Genomic DNA, 21,715 nt, shown 5'->3' with positions numbered 1-21,715 from the left:
TTGTTTTACAGAGTGATGTAAAAATTTAAATGCAGAGAAAAATAAATAATGGAGCTTCTATGAAAAAGCATATTCTTATTGTTGATGATGACAGTGATATATTAGAGCTGTTGGAGTATACACTGCAATCAGCCGGTTATGATGTTATGGGATTTTTGAATACAAAACATGTACGGGAAGCTTTAGTGCAAGAATCAATTGATTTGATTTTGATGGACAGATCACTTCCTGAAATTGAAGGCAGCTTATATGTTGAAATGCTTCGTAACAAAAATATTAACATACCTGTTATTTTTCTCTCTGCTAAAAACTCACAAGAAGATATTAAACACGGGTTTTTAAAAGGTGGTGATGATTATATGACAAAACCATTTGATATAGAGGAACTTCTTCTGCGTGTTAAAGCAGTTTTGAAACGTTCTGACATGCAAACAAAAAATATTGTGGAACAATTACGGTATAAAGATATGCAGTTGGACCTCAGTTTACAAAGACTCACTGTACAAGATCAAAATATTAATCTGACAAAACAGGAAACAGCTCTTTTGCAACTTCTTATACAACATCGAGGCAGAGTTTTAGACAGAGATTACCTGCTGAAACATATATGGAAAGATTCAGAAAACATTCACCGCAAAACTGTTAACGTTGCGGTTAAAAGGTTAAAAGAGAAAATTGATCCTGCAAATACAAAAGAGTACATAAAAACCATACGGGGTATTGGATATATGATGCTTTAATATATCAATGCCCTACAGTTATTTACCTGCCCACAGCATTCTTAAATAGAGCCCCGGTGTTGAAGTGTACCCAACTTCGCTAAATACCATTTTTTTGTTTTTGTCATAGATAAATGTAGTGGGAAATCCGGAAATATGAAATATTGAGGAGAGTTTTCCATTTTGGTCATTGACAACTTTGAAAGTGTAATTGTTTTCATCAAGATATTTTTGAAGCTTTTCATCACTCCCTGACTTCACAGCTATGGTAATGACTTCAAAATAGTGTGATAAAAATTCTATATTTGAAGCTTCAAGCTTACATGTAGGACACCAACTGGCCAAAAAGTGTACTAAAACCGGTTTGTTTTTTACTACTTGATACTCTTGATTATTTATAAGTTTAAAGCTCTCAACACTTAAGGGACTATGTGATAAATCCTGACTTCTGTACAAACTTAAAGCATTTGCAAAAAGAGTCATCGTAATTACAAAAAAGATAATTTCTTTGAGGTAGTGTTTTATTTTTTTTAGCATAAGACAAGCTTAACACTAATGTAATAATAAACTGATAAAATGTTAAAAAAATAAAGGAAAATACATGGTTAAAACACTACTTGTTTCACTGTCTCTCGTATTGATGACGGGATGTAGCACTTCATTGCACAAAGCAACCCCTCATAAAACAAAAAAAACGGTGCATAGAATGTTCCAAAGTGTTTCTAAGGAAAAAGCTGTTTTATTACAAAAAGGAAAAGATAAAGAATCTTGCCATATATGCGGTATGAATTTGGTAAAGTTCTATAAAACAAATCATGCGGCAAAAGAGAACGGGATAACACATCAATACTGTTCTATTCATTGTTTAACAAAAGATATAAAAGAGGGTGCTGAACTTGAAAATCCTCAGGTTGTTGATGTGAGTTCTTTAAAATTTATACCGGTTACTGAAGCTTATTATGTTGTCGGGAGTAAAAAACCTGCAACTATGAGTAGAGTGAGTAAATATGCATTTAAATCTTTAGATAATGCAAAAGCATTTCAAAAAAAATACGGTGGAAAAATAGTTGATTTTTATTCTGCTTGGCAGATTGCCAAGAAGGATTTTAAATAAGAAAGAGGGATGGAGATAGAGTAAATTACTCTATCTCAGCATCGATAACGTCGTCATCCTCTTTTTTCTTTGCCGCATCTGCAGCTCCGGCTTCACCGCCTTGCTCTTTTTTATACATCTGCTCTGCCATTTTATGGCTTGCTTCTGTAAGAGCTTTTACTTTCTCTTCAATTTGCTCTTTTGTAGCGTTTTCATCTTTTAGAACATCTTGAAGATCATTGATGGCTGCTTCTATTTTTGCTTTTTCATCAGCTGCAAGATTGTCACCCATCTCTTTCATTGATTTTTCAGTTTGTGCAATCAATGCATCTGCCTGATTTTTGAGTTCAACAACAGCTTTTCTCGCTTCATCTTCAGCCTTGTGTGCTTCTGCATCTTGAACCATTTTTTCAATCTCTTCTTCACTCAATCCTGAAGCACCTGAGATTGTAATTTTTTGCTCTTTTCCTGTACCTTTGTCAATTGCGCTGACTGTTAAGATACCATTGGCATCAATATCAAATGTTACTTCAATTTGAGGTACACCGCGTGGTGCTGCCGGAATATCAGTCAGTTCAAACAGACCTAAAGATTTGTTGTCTTTTGCAAACTCTCTCTCACCCTGCACAACGTTAATGCTAACGGCCGGCTGGTTGTCTTCTGCAGTTGAGAAGATTTGAGATTTTTTTACAGGAATTGTAGTTCCTTTTTCGATAACTTTTGTTGCAACACCGCCAAGTGTTTCAATACCAAGTGATAATGGTGTAACATCAAGTAAAAGAACATCTTTTACATCTCCGCGTAATACACCACCTTGAATAGCCGCACCCGCTGCAACAACTTCATCAGGGTTTACTGATTTGTTTAACTCTTTGCCGTCAAAGTAGTCAGAAACTCTTTTTTGTACCAAAGGAACACGAGTAGAACCACCAACCATGATGATCTCTTTGATGTCACCTTTGCTTAAGTCTGCATCTTTCATTGCAATCTGAACATGATCCATAGTCTCATCAACAAGTGGCTCAATCATTCCCTCAAATTTTGCACGAGTCAGTTTTACAACCAGGTGTTGTGGACCTGCTTCTGTCATTGTGATAAACGGCAAGTTGATTTCAGTTTCTGTCGCCGAACTTAACTCTTTTTTCGCATTTTCAGCAGCATCTTTTAAACGCTGTAGTGCCATTTTGTCATTTTTAAGATCAATTCCGTGACTTCCTTTGAATTCACTTGCTAACCAGTCAACAATTTTGTTGTCAAAGTCATCACCACCAAGGAATGCATTTCCATCAGTTGAAAGCACTTCAAATGTTCCGTCAGAAATTTCAAGTGTAGTTACATCAAATGTACCACCACCAAGGTCATATACCAATACATCTTCATCAGATTTTTTCTCTAAACCGTATGCAAGTGCTGATGCAGTCGGCTCATTGATAATACGAAGCACATTCAGTCCTGCAATTGTTCCCGCATCTTTTGTTGCCTTTCTTTGGCTGTCATTAAAGTATGCCGGAACGGTAATTACAGCATCAGTAACTTTTTCTCCAAGATAGCTTTCTGCATCTTCTTTTAGTTTTGAAAGAATTTTTGCTGAAATCTCCTGTGGTGTGTAGACTTTTCCTGCAACATCAACTGCTGCCATACCGTCTTTGTCTACTATCTTATATGTTACTTTTTCCTGTGCAAGTTTTGCATTCTCTTCATTCATCATAAGACCCATGATTCTTTTGACAGATGAAATTGTTTTTTCCGGATTTGTGATAGCCTGACGTTTTGCCGGATCTCCGACTAAAACCTCTCCCTTATCTGTAAATGCAACAACTGAAGGTGTTGTGTTTTTCCCTTCTGCATTTGGAATGATTTTCGCTTCACCACCCTCATATACTGCCACACATGAATTTGTTGTTCCTAAATCTATACCTATTACTTTGCTCATTTTTTCTTCCTTTTTTTAAGTTTAATTGAATTTTATATTTTTTAAAACAGTGTAATTGTACGCTCTTTTAAAATTTTTTTTTGCAACCTAGGTTGCATTTACTGCAAGTTAGTTTGCAACAACAACCATAGCTTCTCTTAATGGTCTCTCTTTGTACTTGTAACCTTTTTGAAAAGTTTGAACAATCTGTCCACTTTCAACTTCATCACTGTCAACACTCTGTACCGCATTGTGAATATTTGGATCAAACGGCTCTTCATGTGATACCATTGTTACACCGTGTTTTTCCAGTGCTGTAGTAAACTGCTTGAGTGTAAGTTCAATACCCTCTTTGAGTTTTTCTATAAGTTCCTGAGGATCAGCATCTGCTTCGGCAGATTTTAAAGCCATTTCAAGAGAATCCACTACAGGAATCATATCTTTTGCAAATTTTTCGTTTGCATATTCAACCGCAGTATATTTTTCACGCTCAAGTCTCTTTTTGATATTGTCAAAATCAGCATGAACACGTGCATATTTGTCTTTTAGTTCTGCGAGTTCTTTTTGCAGTAAATCTAATTCGTTTTCAACTGCTTCAGCTTCAGCAGCGACTTCATCATTCTCTATCTCGTTATTATTTGTATTCGTATTTTCTTTTTCAGACATAATGATTCATATCTCCTTTTTTCTTGAAAAGATAACGTATTATACACATTGAGTGTAATAATGTCAAGTAACAGTTGTGTAATTTATATAAAATAACTTTAGTCACATTATATCAAGTTTGTTTTTCGTCTTTTTAAAACTGTAATGAAGCTTCACTTGAGTATCATTATACTACAAATTTATGGAGAAATATTATGAAATATTTAACTTGGTTTTTTGCTGGCATTGTAGGTATATTTATTTTCGTGTATGTCATACTGTTTACGGGTTTTGGCAACTCATTGATAAAACCCGCTATAGAGAGCAAAATTAGAGAAGAGACGAAACTTGATTCCAAACTAAAGGTTTTTTCTTTATCAATGAATGATTTTCAAATAGTTTTGCAGTTAAATGAGAACAATACAATTAAAGCTGCAGGAACATATTCGATTCTTTCAAAATCTTTTGATATTCAATACAGTGTTGATTTTGGGGAACTTGCAACGCTGCAGCCTTTGACTTCAATACAGCTGCAAGATTCTTTTTTTACGAACGGAACCGTAAAAGGGAATGACAAACTGTTTACTGTGTTAGGAAAGAGTGATGTTGCCAAAAGTAAAACAGACTATAAAGTTGTTATGGCAAATCTCAATCCAAGTGCAATCATAGCCAAAGTAGATACGGCTGATTTAGCCTCTTTACTGCATATGCTTAATCAAAAACCGTATGCAGGTGCGGATGTGAATCTGAATGTCAATTTTAAAAACATCACACCGCATCAACTTGACGGTGATATTTTTCTTGTTACGAAAAACGGAAAATTAAACGCAAGTGTGATGAAAAAAGATTTCAATATCACTATTCCTCCAACAGCATTTGCTATGAATTTGGATGCAAAGCTCAAAGGCGATGCAATTGATTATAAATACAAGCTCAATTCAAACCTTGCCAAAATGACATCGCAAGGCAATATAGTTCCGGCACCGTTACATGTAAAGGCAAAATACGCATTGCGTGTAAAAGAGCTGGCTGTTTTAAAACCGATAACTTCGGCTGATATAAGAGGAAAATTAAATCTCAACGGAACAGTAGTCGGTAATAAAGAAGAAATGATGCTCAAAGGAAAAAGTGATTTGGCCGCTTCAAACACAGCATTTGTAGCAACACTGCATGATTTTACACCAAAAAGCATTGAAGCGGATATAAAAGGTCTTAAACTTCAAAAACTGCTTTATATGCTCAAACAGCCTCATTACGCAGATGCGTTGTTTACTATGCATGTAAATATCAGCAATGCTGATCCGAAAAATCTGCAGGGTGTTGTGACATCTCAGATTACAAAAGGATTGGTAGACACAAGGTACATCACCAAAGCATATAAGTTTAAAAGTATGATGCCAAGAACAAAGTTTCATGCTACAACCCATACAGTACTCAGCAAGAATATCATTGACACAAAATTAAATTTTTCTTCAACGCTTGCAAATTTTGTCATTAAAAAAGCACGTTTTAATACAAAAGAGGCTTCCTTCCAAACTGACTATGCCGTAAAAATTCCTAATCTTGAGCAACTCTATTTTGCAACGCAACGGCATCTCAAAAGTGCTTTGGTCGCTAATGGAGTATTGAAAAAAGCAAAAGATTTGGATTTTACACTTTTTTCAAATGTAGCCGGTGGCAAACTTGATGTAAAACTGCACAATGATGATTTTGTTGCAAATTTAAAATCACTACAGACTTTGGATATTCTTGATATGCTGCTGTATCCTAAAATATTTAAGGCTTCTGTAGACGGAAAATTTCTTTATAATCTCGCAGATGAAAAAGGTGACTTTAAAGGATTATTTTTTGAAGGTGCGTTTATGCCTAACCAGGTGCTTGATTTGACAAAAAAATATGCACATATAGATTTGTACAAACAGCGTTTTAAAGGGGATGTGTATGCAAAAATCAAGAAAGAAAAAATTGTTGCCTCTTTGGATTTAAAGTCAAATACATCTTCCATTGTGGCAAAAAATACAAAAATTGACACGAAAGCCAATACAATTGATGCAAAAATAGATATTAATGCGAACGGTAACCCTTTGAGCGTTACGTTAAAAGGAAATATTAACAAACCAAAAATCGGGGTAGACGCAAAGCAGATTATCAAAAAAGAGGCAACAAAAGCCATTAAAAAAGAGATACAAAAAAGAATAGGAAAAGATGTAGGGAATCTCATAAAAGGACTATTTTAGACTTACATCTGTGAGCGTAAGGCAGAAACTGACGGTTTTGCCCTGTTCTTCAACTTTTGTACAGGCCTGTGTAAGTGTTTGCCCTGTTGTGACAATATCATCGACTAAAATGATACTGTCGCCTTTGAACTTTTTCAGGAGAAAATTTCTTGGATTTTGTTCTCTAAAAAGCTTGGTCTGTCCGGAATAGGATATTTGATTGGTGGCTCTGAGTTTATTAAAAAGGGGTTGGATGTTGTAGGTTTTTAGATGATTGTTGAGTATGGCTGTGTGTGAGTAGCCGCCTCTGCTGGTATCATCCACTGCCAAAGAGACAAATTTTTCTTTTGTATGAAACTCTTTGGCAAATTTTTTAAAACTGAGTTTTGCCAAAATAGTGTAAACATAAAAACCCAGTTCTGTATGTTTTGTAAACAGCAGTTCTTTTATCTCTTCGTATTTGTAAAAAGAGAGGATGTCAACACCGTTAGCGAGAGTTCTTTTGTAAAGAGCAGGGGAGAGAAAAGTTGTTTTACATGTAGAACATATATGTGCAAAAGCATAACTTTCACACACTATACATTTCATAAAATCTGCTTTAGTCCATTTTTAAAACAGACATAAAAGCCTCTTGCGGCAGTTGCACCTTGCCTATGGATTTCATACGTTTTTTCCCTGCTTTTTGTTTTTCAAGGAGTTTTCGTTTACGGGTAATATCTCCGCCGTAACATTTGGCAGTGACATTTTTTCCCATTGATTTGACTGTCTCGCGGGCTATGACCTGATTGCCCAGAGATGCCTGCACAGCTACTTCAAAAAGTTGACGGGGAATAAGCTCTTTCATGTTTTTTACAAGAGTTCGTCCTCGAGAAAGCGCAGAGGTTCGCGGGACAATCACACTGAGCGCATCCACGACCTCTCCGGCAACCTTGACATCAAGTTTGACAAGGTCGCCCTCTTTGAATTGGGTCGGTTCATAGTCAAAAGAAGCATAGCCTTTGGAGATGGACTTGAGCGTATCATAAAAATCCACGACTATTTCATTCATCGGGATTTCATACTCAAGCATTACTCTCTCTTCGTTGAGGTAGGTCATTTTGTTTTGAATACCGCGTTTTGAAACCAAAAGATTCATGATGTTTCCCAGATATTCACTAGGAGTAATTACTGTGGCTTTCACATAAGGCTCTTCTATTCTGTCGATATGATTGACTTCAGGTAACTCTGAAGGGTTTTGCACTTTTACCATCTCCCCGTTGTTAAGGTACACATGGTAGACAACCGAAGGGGCTGTGGCAATCAGATCAAGTCCGAATTCTCTCTCGAGGCGCTCTTTAATAACTTCCATATGCAGCATACCCAAAAAGCCTACACGAAAACCAAAGCCAAGTGCTATAGATGTTTCAGGTTCATAAGAGAGGGAAGAATCATTGAGTCTAAGTTTGTCAAGTGCATCTCTTAAGTCTTCAAATTTGTCGGTATCTATAGGGTAGAGTCCGGCAAATACAAAAGGTTTTGCAGGCTCATAATCCCCAACCGGTTCGGCAGTGGGATTTTTTGCATCAGTGATGGTGTCTCCGACACTTACCACACTCACTTCTTTAAGTCCTAAAATCACGATGCCTATTTCACCGCTCTTTATAGCCTGTGTTTTGATTTTTTTCAGAGGATGCGGGTACATCAAGTCAAGTACCTGATGCTCTTCACCGTTTGACATCAGTTTAATTGTCTGGTTTTTTCTTATTTCTCCGTCAAAAACACGAACAAGTGCCAGGGCACCAAGATACTGGTCAAACCAGGAATCGTAAATAATCGCTTTTGTCGGTGCATCAGGGTTTCCCTTCGGTTCAGGAATTCTTTCAACAATGGCGTCAATAAGTTCACGAATTCCCACACCTGTTTTAGCACTCACAAGGACAGCATCTGTGGCATCTATTCCTATGGATGTTTCTATCTCTTCGGCAACTTTGTCAGGGTCAGCTGCAGGAAGGTCTATTTTGTTAATAACGGGAATCAGTTCAAGGTCATTGTCGAGTGCCAAATAGACATTGGCAATTGTCTGTGCCTCAACACCCTGTGCGGCATCAACGATAAGCAGGGCTCCGTCAGAAGAAGCCAAAGACTTGCTCACTTCATACGAAAAATCAACATGACCCGGTGTGTCTATAAGATTGAGAATATAATGTTCTCCGTCTTTTACATAATCAAGGCGAACGGATTGGGCTTTGATGGTGATGCCGCGTTCCTGTTCTATATCCATGGTATCCATCATCTGCGTACCCATTTCTCGCTCGGTAACAGAACCACACTCTTGTATAATTCTGTCAGCCAAGGTGCTTTTTCCATGGTCAATATGGGCAATGATTGAGAAGTTTCTAATGTTTTTCAATGATACTCCTATGCAAAAAGACTGTTCACACTCTCGTTGTGATAGACTCTGCGAATTACTTCGGCAAAAAGCGGTGCAACACTCAAGACTTTTATTTTTGAATGAGGTTTTGATTCTAAAGTATTGGTTATAATGAGTTCATCAAGCTCACCGTTCTCAAGATTTTGGTAGGCATTTCCGCTGAGAACACCATGTGTCGCACATGCCATCACAGAAACAGCTCCTTTGTTTTTAAGAGCAGTAGCCGCTTTGACCATTGTTCCTGCCGTGTCAACCATATCGTCTATCATAATAACATCATGTCCTTCGACATTTCCGATGATATTCATCACTTCACTTTCATTTGCTTTTTCACGGCGTTTGTCAACGATAACCATTTCAAGACCCATTCGGGATGCAAAGTATCTCGCACGTGCAACCCCGCCGATGTCAGGAGAAGCGATAATGGGATTTTTGAGGTTTTTGCTTTTTATATACTGCTCAAAGGTAATGGAACCGTACAGATTGTCAACAGGAATATCAAAAAATCCCTGAATCTGTCCGGCATGCAGGTCTATAGTTACGACTCTGTCTATGCCGGCAGTTTCATAGAGGTTTGCTACAAGTTTTGCAGTAATCGGGACACGGGGAGCCGCCTTTCTGTCCTGTCTCGCATAACCGTAATAAGGGACAACCGCTGTAATACTTGAAGCTGATGAGCGTTTAAGCGCATCAGTCAAAATCAACAGTTCCATAAGATTGTCATTTGAGGGAGCACCGGTCGACTGTACGATAAATACATCACGACCACGGACAGATTCTGCAATCTGGACCGAAATTTCACCGTCGCTGAACTTTTTAACATCAGCTTTCGCTAAGGGAATATCTAAAATACTACAAATCTCTTTCGCAAAATCAACACTGGCAGATCCTGCAAAAATTTTATAACCACGCATAGGAGTTCCTTCTTGGAAAAATTAATGTTGTATTATACAGCAATTGTACTGAGTATATGTTAAAGTTGTTGACACTTTTGACAAAGTCCTGAGAGAACCAGGTCGGCTTTGTCAATCTTGAAATGAGAAGCCTGCGAAGCAAGTTGTGCAGTTTGTGATAAGTCCAGTACAATATCTTGAATTGTATGGCATTGTCTGCAGATTACATGGGAATGTGTCTCTTTGGTGAGCTCGTATACTGATTTTTCATTTGGAATTTTCACTTCCTGTATAAAAGCATTCTCCAGCATAAGATTAATATTTTTATAAATAGTAGCCAGGGAGATAGAATTAAATTTTTTGAGCATGACTTCATACAGGCTTTCTATTGTCATGTGTCCATTGGTATGAAGTGCATTTGCAATTTCTAATCTTTGCGGTGTTGCTTTTAAACGATGTTGACGTAATATATCTGTATAATTATTCATAATAGGATTATACACTACAAATATTTAAAAATAGTTTTCTAAAGCAGTTTTTGTAATCGGATTAAGCTTGAAAAGAGAATTGCGCTTTTGTCACCACTTGAACTTTTCATCTGAAGCTCACTGTTTAAGAGTAGTTCATGTAGTTTTGAATATGTCTGCGGTTTTATCTTAATTGCTGCAGAGGCTTTTTGTTCCACTACAAAAGAGGGTGCAGGATAACCTAAAATTTCTAAAGCATTAGGTGCACCGTTTATGCGAATATATATGTTAAACATATAAAGCTGCGTTAAATAGGCGGTAATTGCTGTAATAATTCTTATTTCATCTTCGCCATGCTCCAGTATATTGAGTAAATCAGGACGAAAATCTTTTTTGTCAAGCAGTTTTGTTATAAAGTCGTCAAGATTGATACTTGCAAGTCCATATACCAGATTGTCAACATCTTTAGTGGTAATGGTTCTGTCATAAACACGAAACTTTTCTATTTCATTCGATGCAAGCGCAACATCTCCATTGTGAATTTTTAGCAGATGTGAAATTGTAAATTTATCAATATTGACATGTTTTTCTTGGGCAAGTGCATAAATAATATTTTGTGCTTCATACTCTTTTGGATGAAAAAATCTTACACTCATGACATTTGTTTTGGCAAAAGCTTTTTTATTATTGTAGGTTTTATGGTCTGATCCATAATAGGCATAGACAAAAATATTTTCTCTGTTTTTGTCACATAATGATAAAAACAGATCAAGCTCTTTTTTTGGAATTTTTTTTTCGCTTTTTATAACAAGGATATTTCTGTCTCCAAAGAGCGAACCCTGTGAAAGGTGTGCTTTTGCAGAGTTAAAATCATATTCGTCATGGTAATAGCTGAGTATATTTGCTTCTTCTATATTTGTCAGCATTTTTGTGTACATATCTATCAAGAAGGTACTCTCTCCAAAAAAAATAAAGCTGTTTGAGATACTCTTGTTCTGTATATGTTTGTCAAACTCGTTTTTATACATTATTTTTCTATTTTCCCGACTACCGAGGCATATATTCGTGCTCTTGCTATATTGACTTTATCAATTCGTACAATGACATCTTCAAACAGTGTCACATCCGCACCCGAGGTAAAATGCAGTCTTGCGCCAATGATTTCATCATGCAGCTCTGCCCGCAGCTCCGGATCTGTGCTCGTGATTCTTGCTTTAAACTCTTTGTGCAGATTCTGCGCTGCCCATCTTGCATATTTGCGTGCTTTGTATTCGGACTCTATGATCATCGCCTCACGCTCTTTTTCACTGATAGCCATACTGAGTGATTCAATATTTCTTAAAACATAAGACTGTTCCTGTGTGTCGCCTCTGTTAATCGCTTTTAAAAGTCTGTGCACAATTAAATCACTGTACCTTCTGATGGGCGAGGTAAAATGGGTGTACTCTTTAAAACCCAGCCCAAAGTGTCCGACATTTACAGGGGAATATCGTGCCTGCATCTGAGACTGAATAATAAGGGTATCCACTTCCGCTTCAATACCCATCTCTTTGGCCTGTTTCTGGATGGAATCTATCGTTTCTTTGATAGTGTTTTTAATCTCTACATGTATGCCTATGCCGGCCAGTTCTTGATAAAGCTTCTGAAGTTTTGCCTGACTTGGCGGTTCATGAATCCTAAAAAGCCCCCGTTTATAGCGTTTTGCCGCTTCTTTGTTTGCTAAGAGCATACAGTCTTCTATGAGCCCGTGAGAAGGAGTTTCTTGGGCAAGGGTTGTGGCTACAAGGTTTGTGTTTTCATCCAGAGTCATCTCTATTTCTGTAGAATGAAAGTCAAAACCTTCCTGCAGACGTTTTGCCCGTAATCTGTCTGTGACTGTTTTGAGCTTTTTTATCCAGGCAAATATCTCTTTTTCTTCTTGTGTTTTTGCCTGGAGTCTATTTTCTAAAAAGAGGTCAATCTCTTCATAGTTAAATCTTCTGTCAGAGTGCATAAGTGCCTCATAAACTTCAGATTTTACGACTTCAAGAGTTTTTACATCAAGTTTGATTTCAAATACATAGGCAAGTCTGTCAACATGGGGTTGCAAAGAACATAAGGTTTCACTGAGCTCTCTTGGCAGCATAGGAATAGAACGATGCGGCAGGTAAATAGAAAAACTTCTGTAAATTGCTTCGGTATCTATGGGACCAAAAGGTGTGACATATTCACTGACATCTGCGATGGCAACATAGAGGGTTGTGTTTTTGTCATCCCAGTAGATGGCATCGTCAAAATCTTTTGCAGTCACAGGGTCTATCGTACAAAATGTCAAATCTCTTAAATCTTTTCGTTTTGGATATTTTGAAGCATCAACAGGCTTGAAAGAGCGGGCGATTTTTAAAACCTCTTCATCAAATGCATCATGCTTGTTAAACTGGGCAAGAACAATTTTCTCATCAGATTTCGGGTCTTTGATGTTGCCTATTTTTTCCATGATTTTATTTTCATTGTTGTCAACTTTAAAAAGGTCACCCATCGCACAGTTATTGAGCTCTTCTGTTGCCATTTCAGCACCGACGGGATACTCGGTTTTAAGATCAACCAAAGCTTTTCGTCCCTCTTTTTCTATAATATAGGCGACACTGTAGGTCTGTTCTTTCCCGACTATCTCTACTATTTTGGCACTTGGCTGCCCTCTGTGGCCTAAAAGTCTCTGCGCAATGACCAAATCCCCTTCATTGGCAAGTCCGAGATTGTTTTCATTGATATAGAGGTCTTTAATATTCTCGCCTATTACATGTAAATATGCTGTTCCTTTTTGGACAAGTCCTAGAACTCCGGCACGGTATTTGGAGTTGAATTTATATATATTATGCTTGTGTGTCAGGTATTTTTTTGCAAGCCATTCGCGTACTACAGGGAGTTCTTCTTCCGTGATGTCTTGTTCATTGAGTCCATGAGTGAGGCGTATAAGTAGTGATTTCAATGCATTTAACTCTTTATATGTTCCAGGGCTTGATCGAAACTCTCCATATCAAGTCCGTATTTTTCTATTAACTCTTTTGCAGCTTGAATACTCTCGTTTGTGATTATGCCGTTTATAGGAACAGTGATACGTACTACATGAAGAATCTGTGCAGCTTTTTTATCTTCTTCTTTGGCTGCGTCAGGATTTTGACAGTTGCGTATAACATCAACAAGTCCCTCTTCAAATTTCCATTGTGCAAATATTGTAGCACTGACTTCAGGTGTATCTACGCCTACAATCTCTTTTTCGGCAGCTTCAACATCCTGTAACTCCTGCATAGCTGCTTTGAACTCTGCTTCTTTTTTGTCTGTTATAATCTGCTGTGCAATAAGTACTTTTCCGATTTCTACCAAAAAGGCAGCAGGCGATAAAATACCCATGAGCCTGTTTTCTCTTTTTAGACACCATGCAGTAGTAAGCGCATGCTGTTTTTTTGAGAGTTCAGAGAACATTTCATTTGTAATACCGTAAGGAGAGAGATCCAGTGCAAAGCTTTTTTTCACGATTGAAGCTAATGCAAATCCGCGAACAGTACCCATCCCAAAAAGACCGACTGCCTGACTGATAGCATTTATTTCTCTGGAAAAACCGTAAAGAGGCGAATTTGCCGCTTTAAGGATATCGGCTGTCAAAAGAGGGTCTTTTTCTAAAATTTTTGCCATATCATTAAATGTAGAGTTTGGATCTTTGTAAACTTTCTCTATTTGAAGAGCAGATTCCGGAAGCGGTGGGAGTTGTTTGATTTTTTTTAATATATCTTCAGTCATTTAATTTCTCTCTTGTAAAATATAGTCTTTATAGAGTATCTTCAAGAACCCTATGTGTAATTATAGTCTCAATAGCTAAATACATACTGAAGCAGTAACAGTTCTTTATACCTGTTTACAAAAAACTGTTATTATTTTTCATAAAAATTTTACAAGGAAACAGATATGCAAAATGATGCAATGTTGACGCAACTGCGATATGTACCAAATGAAGCTTTAGTGCAGCAACTCAAAAGAATTCAAAAAAATACTCCAGGATATGAAAAAATAGAGAAGCATATTTTGGATTTAAATGATCATCTCAAAGTAAATAATGCCTATGTCGCTTTATCCAATACAAAAGACTACTTTAAAATAAAAGTAGAATCACCTACTCCTGAGTTAGCGCAGGAAGCACATGAAAAAATACAGCATTTCAGTAGAAAATTCAAGGTAAAAACAGACAAGTTGCCAAATAAAGAAACATATTATATTATAGGGTACGAGCATTAGGAACAACAGTTGATGAAAGAACCTATGAGCATTGAAGGGTATGATAAGCTGACGGAAGAATTTAAATATTTGCTCGAAGTTGAAAAACCCAAGGTGGCTCATGAAAAACTTGTAGCAGCAGCATTGGGTGATAGAAGTGAAAATGCCGATTATCAAGCTGCAAAAGAGAAATTGCGCTTTATTGACAAGAGGCTTTTTTATCTTAACAAAATGATTCAAAACTCACAAATCATTGACCCTTCTTTACATGTACATAAAAGCGTTGCTTTTGGCAGTACAGTTACACTTGTTGATCTTGTAACTGACGAAAAAGAGATTTATACTTTGTGTGGTGTGCTTGAAAGTGAACCGGAAAACGGACTTATATCTATTCATTCTCCTATAGCAAAAGCATTGCTTGGCAAAAGTGTAGGTGATGAGATCAAAGTCAAGTTGCCAAATCAGACAAAAGAGTATGAAATTGAAAAAATAGAGTATAAAAATATCTTTTCTTTGAAAAAGAATATTCGTACAAAAAGTAGGTAAATCCCACGAAAAATAAAATAAATCTTAATCAATAGATTCAAAAGAACTGGAAGAAATATTGCTTAGACTCCTAAAACAAGGAGTTTACCATCAAATTAACACGCACAAAAGCCTTACTTGAATCGCTAAAAAGTATCCCAGACTATAGAGTAGATACAGGGAAGATAGAATATCCATTGCACGAAGTTCTTTTCATGACACTTTTTGCACTTATCAAAGGAAATACAACTTTTAAGGATATATTTTCATGGATGATATATAACAAAGACAATGCAATACTCAAAGAGATTTTTGATAAAGAAGAGATAACGATTCCTTCCAAATCAACATATCATCGTTTATTGATAAACACAGATAATAATGCTTTGGAAAAAGTATTTAGAGAGTTCTTTTTCCATTCATTGCACAAGAAAATATTGCTATTGACGGGAAGTGGCTGAGAGGTAGCGACGTGAATGGTCAATACACACAGGAAAGACATAAAGCAATACTAAATATCTTGGATAAAGATATAAAAATAGTGTTTGCTCACAAGTTTTTAGATAAAATAAGAGTAGCGAAATTACTGCACTCAAAGAGGTTTTAAACGATAATATTTTTAGCAATGAAGGACAGATATTTTCCTTTGATGCACTGCTTACTCAATCAGAGATTCTCAACACTATTGATGAGCAAGGTAACAGATATATAGCAAAACTCAAAGATAACCAGAAACACCTCAAAGAGAAAGCTATAAAGACCATAGAAGAGTTTAATCAGCCTACAGATAGAGTTGATGATGAAGATAGCTATTTAACTGAAAACAACAAAAGAGTCTCTCGAAAAGTAGAAGTTTTTCAAAATAAAAGTGCTGATTTAGTTATGTATCATGAGAACTTTCAAAATATTCAATCACTCATTAAAGTGACGAAAACATTAACAAATGCACAGACTGGTGAAGTTACAATTTCAACTCAATATTTAATGGCTAACTTTAAAACAACTGCAAAAGAGTTTCTTCAAAAGATACTGCAACATTGGAGAGTGGAAACATATCACTATCACTTAGATATGCTTACTGAAGAAGATGACCATATAGCATATAAAGAGCCTTTCTCTATAGCTATTCTTAGAAGTTTTACTGTTAATCTTTATCAGTTGTTTTTAAATGAGAACAAAGATAAAAAGGTACTCCTAACCGGTAAAACTACAATGGCAGATATTAAAAGAAATGCTCTTTATCGTGATGATTTTAGTGTTCAATTGATTGAATCAAACTATATTGATTAAGATTTGTTTTATTTTTCGTGGGATTTACCTATACAAAAAGCACCACAATCCTCTAAAAACTCAATTTTAATATTTGAGCGATAGAGTCATCCAAATCCCATCTATTGTTGATGAGTTGTTCTTGTATAGATTTTGCACCATTAAGGTGTAAAATATTCAAAATCATACTTCTAAGAATAGTCATTAAAAATGGATTTAAATGACAATTATGAGCATCTTCTAAAAGTGAATTATCTTTGTATTGATGCATGGTTTCCACTTTCCAATGGTGTAAAATTTTATTGTGAAAGAATTCTGCACTTTCATGAAAATTTGCAATACAGAATTGAATTCTAGTGCTATTAGTAATCTCGCCAGTTTTATGATTTGTTGACTCTACTTTTTTTATAACTTTTATTATTGAGCGAATATGAGTTATGCCATTATGATAAAAAGTAGTTGGTTGATATACAAACACCTTCCTATTAATCCATTCATTAGATTGTTGGACAGGTTTAGCCTTGTAAATATTTGTCGGTTTTATATCTCTTGAAATTTCATCTATTTTATCAAGTAAGGTTTTTTGATTATCTTTTACCTTGGCAATATATTTTGAACCACTATTTTCGATAGCATCAAGAGTTTTTTTGGGTATTCATTGCATCAAAAGTAAAGATAAATTCATCTCCCAATTCCCCTATCATAGCCTGAAGGGCAGGTATTTCATTCGACTTCTCTGCTATTTGTTGATGAGCAATTATTACCCCTATCTCAGATAAAACAGCACCAACTACTTCTATTGATCTCTTATCTTTGTATTTGCTGCCATTCATAACCTTGCCATCTACGCTCAGGTGCTTTCCTCTTGTATCGACATAGGTTCTTATCCATTTCCTAAAAACAACTTCAACTTCTTGGCTATCAACTTTCGCTAACACATCAGAAACCAAACTTTTCTTTGGTGTTAATATAAACTCTACACCTAATAATCTTTTAACTTGTTCTTTTTGAATATGCTTCTCTATCCAAATAGATATTTGCTTATAGTCAGTTGCTCCCATCAATCCAGCCAATACTGAAAGATATAAAATATGTTCTAGTCGGTGTCTTTTACCTTGAGGTTTCCGATAGTCTGTCACCTCTGAAAACAATTTTAAAAGTTGATTTGATTGGGCTTGATCTGCATACCCTCTTATAGAACGCTTTTTCGCTAATTTTTCTCTTGTTTTTGTTGCCATATGTAATCACTTTAGTTTTTTAGAGTTTAAGCAATTATTGTTCTTCTTTTAAATTCCTGTTTTTTTAGGATTGGGGTGTACAAAAAGTGATTTTTCTTTTCATTAAAACAACTTTTACCATTGCTTGGATATAATTCATTTTTAAAAACCAATTTTTAGGAAACCCCCGTGAGCCAACAATTACAAAACATTGATGAACAGTTAGCCAACCATAAGCTTTCGCAAGAAGACTATATACACATTAAAGAGATTTTAGGACGTGAACCGAATTTGGTTGAATTGGGTATATTTTCAGCCATGTGGAGTGAACACTGCTCGTATAAATCTTCGAAAGTCCATTTAAAAGGGTTTCCTACCAAAGCACCATGGGTTATTCAGGGACCTGGTGAAAATGCCGGTGTTATTGATATTGGTGATGGATATGCGGCAGTTTTTAAGATGGAGTCACATAATCATCCGAGTTTTATAGAACCTTATCAGGGCGCGGCAACCGGTGTCGGTGGAATTATGCGTGATGTTTTTACAATGGGTGCCCGTCCTGTTGCCAACTTGAATGCACTGCGTTTTGGTAATGTTTTAAACAAAGACGATGTTTCCAAGCATCAACGCTATCTGGTCCGTGGTGTGACTGAGGGAATTGGTGGTTACGGTAACTGTATGGGTGTTCCGACCATCGGTGGTGAAACCAGTTTTGATGAGTGCTACAACGGAAACATCCTTGTCAATGCTTTTACTTTAGGGATTGCCAAAAGTGACGAAATATTTTACGGCAAGGCAGAGGGAACAGGAAATCCAGTCCTTTATGTAGGAGCAAAAACAGGTCGTGACGGTCTTGGCGGAGCTGTTATGAGTTCGGACAGTTTTACCGAAGAGAGCAAATCTTTGCGTCCGACGGTTCAGGTAGGGGATCCTTTTACCGAAAAACTGCTTTTGGAAGCATGTCTGGAGCTTTTTAAAACGGATCATGTCATCGGAATTCAGGATATGGGAGCTGCCGGACTTACTTCGTCCTCATTTGAAATGGCGGGACGTTCAGGTTCGGGCATGATTATGCATCTTGACAAGGTTCCTGCCCGTGAAGAAAATATGACTCCTTATGATTTTATGCTCAGTGAATCGCAAGAGCGTATGCTTTTGTGCGCCAAAAAAGGCTCAGAGCAGGCAATTATTGATATTTTTGAAAAATGGGATTTGGATGCTGCTGTCATAGGTGAAGTAACAGATACCGGAAAAATGGAGCTTTTTTGGCATGGAGAAAAATGTGCCGAGGTTCCGGTTGATCCTGTGAGCGAGGAAGCTCCTGAATTAAACCGTCCTATGAAAAAACCTGCTTATCTTGATGATATTCACAAAGTAAGTATTGATGATTTTGACAGAGTGTCAAATCAGGAAGCATTTGAAAAACTGACAAAATCTATGGAAGTAGTTGACAAATCATGGATTTACACACAATATGATTCTATGGTACAGACAAATACCGTGAAAAACGGAGGTATGCTCGATGCTTCAGTCATTCGCGTAAAAGAGAACAAAAAAGCTTTGGCCATGTCAGCTGACTGTAATGTTCGATATTGTTATATAGATCCAAAAATGGGAGCAGCGGCAGCTGTTGTTGAATCCGGGCGTAATGTAGCCATGAGTGGTGCAAGACCGCTTGCCATTACCGACTGTCTTAATTACGGAAATCCTGAAAATCCTGAAGTTATGTGGCAATTCGGTGAGGGATGTTTAGGTATTAAAGAAGCATGTGCCGAGCTTACTACACCGGTTATCGGTGGAAATGTTTCATTATACAATGAAACAAACGGTGTTTCTGTTTTTCCGACACCTTCTATTGCAACAGTCGGTGTAAATGATGATCAAAACAACGTGCTTATGTCAAGTTTTCAAACTGAGGGCAATACACTCTATCTTGTTGGTGAAAGCAAATCAGAGTTTGGCGGTTCCTTATATATGAAAGAACTTTACAATACTGTTGCGGGTGTTATACCGGAGATTGATTACAAAAAAGAGCTGGCTCTTTGGGATTTGGTCATAGAAGCAAACAAAAAACATCTTCTGGAATGTGCAAAAGATGCAAGCAGCGGCGGTGTGGCAATAGCACTTGCCAAAATGGCTGCTACAAGCGGACTTGGCTGTGATGTCGATATGAGTGTTGCGGATGACAGAGATATTTTTGCAGAGAGTATGAGCCGTGCAATTATTGAAGTAAAACCTGAAAACTGTGAAGCTTTTGAAGCAATGATGCGTGAAGCAATCTCTTTTGAAAAGATTGGAACAGTCGGCGGAGAGAATGTTCGCATAAATGATGTAAATATGAGTATGAAAGAGCTTAAAGAGAACTATTTTCATACATTCAAGAAAATCATAGAGCAAGATTTGTAGTAATAGTTAAAACTTATAAAACTTTAATTGTTTTCAGTATATAATTATCACGAAAATATCACAAAGGAAAAGATAAATGAAAAAAAATATATTAACTGCACTAATTGCACTGAGTGTTGCATTTTTTGCAACAGGATGTTCTACAATGCATATGGGCTGGACGGCAGTGACGAGTCAGCATAAACTTGATGACAAAGCTATGGATGCATATGATGACATGTTCACAAAAGTTGCAAAGTATGGTGATCCTGCACGTGCGATGATGAAAGAGTGGAAAGTTGAAGAAGGTGTGAGTGGTGATGATGTAAAAGAATCAATTGCGGCACTTACTGAAGAGTACAACATGAGACTGACTGGTTATGTGAAAATGTATACAAAAGAGGATGCTAAGCCGAATGAAGTGGCAGAAGCGAGAATCTGGTCTTTGTGTAACCTTACGACTGCAAAAATATTCTTAAATTATTCACGTTACTATGGTGGTTTTATGCCATGTAGAATTATGTATGTTCGTTATGGTAATGGTGATGCTTACTTAATCAGTATGGATATGACTCTTGCAATTCATGGCGGATACCCGTTACCTCCAAAAATGCTAGAAGCTGCTTTAAAAGTAAAAGACGCAATGGAAGGAATTCCTGCTCGTGCTGCACAAGGTGACTTCTAGTCACTCGGTTGCTTTTGGAGAGTTTATAAATTTTATAAGCTCTTCATCTAATTGATAGGGTGTGTTCACAACCGCATTAATCTCTTTATACCTGAACCCCTCTTTTGTATAACAAACTATAGTTTCATTTTTATTATCCAGTAGAGCATCTATCGCATAGGTTATAAATTTATATGCCATAAGTCTGTCTTTTACTGTCGGGTTTCCTCCTCGCTGCAGGTGACCAAGCACATTTACTCTTGATTCAATGCCGATTTTTTCTTCAAACCATCGTGCTATTTCTTTAGAATCCTCTTTTATTCCTTCTGCTACAACAGCAATAAAATATCTTCGTCCGTTTTGTATCTCTTGTTTGAACTTTTGCTCATACTCATTTAAATTATATGCTGTTTCAGGAATTAAACAAAGCTCAGAACCGGATGTCAAATGAGATACAAGCGCAAGGTAGCCGCATTTGTTTCCCATGGTTTCAATAACGAAGGCTCTTTTGAAAGAAGATGCCGTATCTCTGATGGAGTCTATTGAGAATTTTATCATATTGAGTGCCGTGTCTACTCCTAAACAGTAGTCTGTGCCTGAAATATCATTGTCAATAGTAGAGGGAACACCGCAAAACTTTATGTTATGCTCTTTGTAAAACTGATGTAAACCACGAAAAGAACCATCTCCCCCAAGAACAATAAGCATTGTTACATGTAACGCATCGAGGTTTTGTTTTGCTATGTTTCTATACTCCACCTGCATAAATCTTTTGCTTCTGGCACTTCCTATTTTAGTGCCTCCACGATTAATAATGCCCGAAACATCACAATAACTTGCTTTTTGAATATTGTTATCAATAAGTCCTTCGTATCCGTCATATACGAAGTAGGGCGTTAAATTATTTTGTAAACTGTATTCAACAAATCTTTTCAATGCCGGATTCATGCCGGAGACATCTCCGCCAGAACAGAGTATGGCAATATTTTGCTTCATTATAGCTTCCTTAAATTATTTTTTTAAGTTTACCATCTTCTAAACTCTATTTAGAT

General features: G+C 36.7%; 21 protein-coding genes and 1 pseudogene. 9 read left to right on the top strand and 13 right to left on the bottom strand.

Translation table 11 applies throughout. The annotated features are described in order from the left end of the window. The first annotated feature begins 29 nt into the window (after positions 1-29). The gene (locus tag FJR45_RS09220; RefSeq protein ID WP_226966419.1) at positions 30-740 is read left to right on the top strand and encodes a response regulator transcription factor; all 711 of its coding nucleotides are present in this window, start codon (positions 30-32) and stop codon (positions 738-740) included. Positions 741-758: 18 nt separating this feature from the next. Here the strand turns inward: FJR45_RS09220 and FJR45_RS09215 are convergent, their stop codons facing one another. Next, positions 759-1,256, bottom strand: coding sequence for a redoxin domain-containing protein (locus FJR45_RS09215; RefSeq protein ID WP_193150267.1), 498 nt, complete (start codon positions 1,254-1,256; stop codon positions 759-761). A 64-nt stretch (positions 1,257-1,320) separates the two neighbouring features. Here FJR45_RS09215 and FJR45_RS09210 point away from each other — a divergent pair, with 64 nt between their 5' ends. Next, positions 1,321-1,833: a nitrous oxide reductase accessory protein NosL gene (locus FJR45_RS09210; RefSeq protein ID WP_193150266.1), complete on the top strand. Its 513-nt coding sequence runs from the start codon at positions 1,321-1,323 to the stop codon at positions 1,831-1,833. Between the two features lie 25 nt (positions 1,834-1,858). Here FJR45_RS09210 and dnaK read toward each other — a convergent pair whose 3' ends face one another. Together dnaK and grpE are read right to left on the bottom strand one after the other, a co-directional pair. Continuing rightward, the gene (dnaK, locus tag FJR45_RS09205) at positions 1,859-3,745 is read right to left on the bottom strand and encodes a molecular chaperone DnaK (RefSeq protein ID WP_193150265.1); all 1,887 of its coding nucleotides are present in this window, start codon (positions 3,743-3,745) and stop codon (positions 1,859-1,861) included. A gap of 108 nt (positions 3,746-3,853) precedes the next feature. Then, positions 3,854-4,390, bottom strand: a complete 537-nt coding sequence (gene grpE, locus FJR45_RS09200; protein ID WP_193150264.1) for a nucleotide exchange factor GrpE — start codon at positions 4,388-4,390, stop codon at positions 3,854-3,856. A gap of 194 nt (positions 4,391-4,584) precedes the next feature. Between grpE and FJR45_RS09195 the strand changes: the two genes are divergently transcribed. Then, a complete protein-coding gene (locus tag FJR45_RS09195; RefSeq protein WP_193150263.1) occupies positions 4,585-6,606 on the top strand; it encodes a hypothetical protein in 2,022 nt (673 codons plus the stop codon). On the opposite strand, the gene FJR45_RS09190 is transcribed toward FJR45_RS09195, so the two are convergent. Genes FJR45_RS09190 through FJR45_RS09160 form a run of 7 tightly spaced genes read right to left on the bottom strand, consistent with a single transcriptional unit; the run spans position 6,598 to position 14,132 of the window. Then, entirely contained in the window at positions 6,598-7,173 is a 576-nt protein-coding gene (locus FJR45_RS09190; protein ID WP_193150262.1) for a phosphoribosyltransferase family protein, read from the bottom strand. The two genes, FJR45_RS09195 and FJR45_RS09190, sit on opposite strands and share 9 nt — an antisense overlap. A 10-nt stretch (positions 7,174-7,183) precedes the next feature. After that, the gene (gene lepA, locus FJR45_RS09185; RefSeq protein WP_193150261.1) at positions 7,184-8,974 is read right to left on the bottom strand and encodes a translation elongation factor 4; all 1,791 of its coding nucleotides are present in this window, start codon (positions 8,972-8,974) and stop codon (positions 7,184-7,186) included. An 8-nt stretch (positions 8,975-8,982) separates the two neighbouring features. Further along, on the bottom strand, positions 8,983-9,909 hold the full coding sequence (locus tag FJR45_RS09180) for a ribose-phosphate pyrophosphokinase (RefSeq protein ID WP_151899843.1): 927 nt from the start codon (positions 9,907-9,909) through the stop codon (positions 8,983-8,985). 59 nt (positions 9,910-9,968) lie between these two features. Next, on the bottom strand, positions 9,969-10,376 hold the full coding sequence (locus tag FJR45_RS09175; protein ID WP_193150260.1) for a Fur family transcriptional regulator: 408 nt from the start codon (positions 10,374-10,376) through the stop codon (positions 9,969-9,971). Positions 10,377-10,414: 38 nt separating this feature from the next. Then, on the bottom strand, positions 10,415-11,383 hold the full coding sequence (gene holA, locus FJR45_RS09170) for a DNA polymerase III subunit delta (RefSeq protein WP_193150259.1): 969 nt from the start codon (positions 11,381-11,383) through the stop codon (positions 10,415-10,417). Next, entirely contained in the window at positions 11,383-13,323 is a 1,941-nt protein-coding gene (locus FJR45_RS09165; protein WP_193150258.1) for an RNB domain-containing ribonuclease, read from the bottom strand. The genes holA and FJR45_RS09165 overlap by 1 nt, the downstream gene beginning before the upstream one ends. 5 nt (positions 13,324-13,328) lie before the next feature. After that, complete coding sequence (locus tag FJR45_RS09160; protein WP_193150257.1) at positions 13,329-14,132, bottom strand: HDOD domain-containing protein; 804 nt, start codon at positions 14,130-14,132, stop codon at positions 13,329-13,331. Positions 14,133-14,297: 165 nt separating this feature from the next. Here FJR45_RS09160 and FJR45_RS09155 point away from each other — a divergent pair, with 165 nt between their 5' ends. The 4 genes and pseudogenes from FJR45_RS09155 to FJR45_RS09140 form a co-directional block, all read left to right on the top strand. Continuing rightward, entirely contained in the window at positions 14,298-14,624 is a 327-nt protein-coding gene (locus FJR45_RS09155; protein ID WP_193150256.1) for a hypothetical protein, read from the top strand. A gap of 12 nt (positions 14,625-14,636) precedes the next feature. Beyond that, positions 14,637-15,149 (top strand): transcription elongation factor GreA, encoded by a 513-nt coding sequence (gene greA / locus FJR45_RS09150; protein WP_193151935.1) that lies wholly within the window; start codon positions 14,637-14,639, stop codon positions 15,147-15,149. An 89-nt stretch (positions 15,150-15,238) separates the two neighbouring features. Continuing rightward, positions 15,239-15,589, top strand: coding sequence for a transposase family protein (locus tag FJR45_RS09145; protein WP_193151934.1), 351 nt, complete (start codon positions 15,239-15,241; stop codon positions 15,587-15,589). A gap of 118 nt (positions 15,590-15,707) precedes the next feature. Further along, positions 15,708-16,418 (top strand): annotated as a pseudogene (locus FJR45_RS09140) (ISAs1 family transposase); the annotation flags it as partial. Between the two features lie 52 nt (positions 16,419-16,470). Here the strand turns inward: FJR45_RS09140 and FJR45_RS09135 are convergent. Together FJR45_RS09135 and FJR45_RS09130 are read right to left on the bottom strand one after the other, a co-directional pair. Continuing rightward, entirely contained in the window at positions 16,471-17,004 is a 534-nt protein-coding gene (locus FJR45_RS09135) for a hypothetical protein (RefSeq protein ID WP_347402235.1), read from the bottom strand. A gap of 28 nt (positions 17,005-17,032) precedes the next feature. Next, a complete protein-coding gene (locus tag FJR45_RS09130) occupies positions 17,033-17,635 on the bottom strand; it encodes an ISAs1 family transposase (RefSeq protein ID WP_193149934.1) in 603 nt (200 codons plus the stop codon). Positions 17,636-17,803: 168 nt separating this feature from the next. On the opposite strand from FJR45_RS09130, the gene purL reads away from it, so the two are divergent. Both purL and FJR45_RS09120 read left to right on the top strand, forming a co-directional pair. Continuing rightward, positions 17,804-20,020 carry a phosphoribosylformylglycinamidine synthase subunit PurL gene (gene purL, locus FJR45_RS09125; protein ID WP_193150254.1) on the top strand — a complete coding sequence of 739 codons (2,217 nt, stop codon included), beginning with the start codon at positions 17,804-17,806 and terminating at the stop codon, positions 20,018-20,020. A 76-nt stretch (positions 20,021-20,096) separates the two neighbouring features. Continuing rightward, positions 20,097-20,684 (top strand): DUF302 domain-containing protein, encoded by a 588-nt coding sequence (locus FJR45_RS09120; RefSeq protein ID WP_193150253.1) that lies wholly within the window; start codon positions 20,097-20,099, stop codon positions 20,682-20,684. Here FJR45_RS09120 and FJR45_RS09115 read toward each other — a convergent pair whose 3' ends face one another. Then, entirely contained in the window at positions 20,685-21,659 is a 975-nt protein-coding gene (locus FJR45_RS09115) for a 6-phosphofructokinase (RefSeq protein WP_193150252.1), read from the bottom strand. Positions 21,660-21,715: the final 56 nt, after the last annotated feature.

It is taken from the genome of Sulfurimonas sediminis (assembly GCF_014905115.1).
Classification (GTDB): domain Bacteria; phylum Campylobacterota; class Campylobacteria; order Campylobacterales; family Sulfurimonadaceae; genus Sulfurimonas; species Sulfurimonas sediminis.
This window is presented reverse-complemented; position numbering and strand designations above follow the sequence as displayed.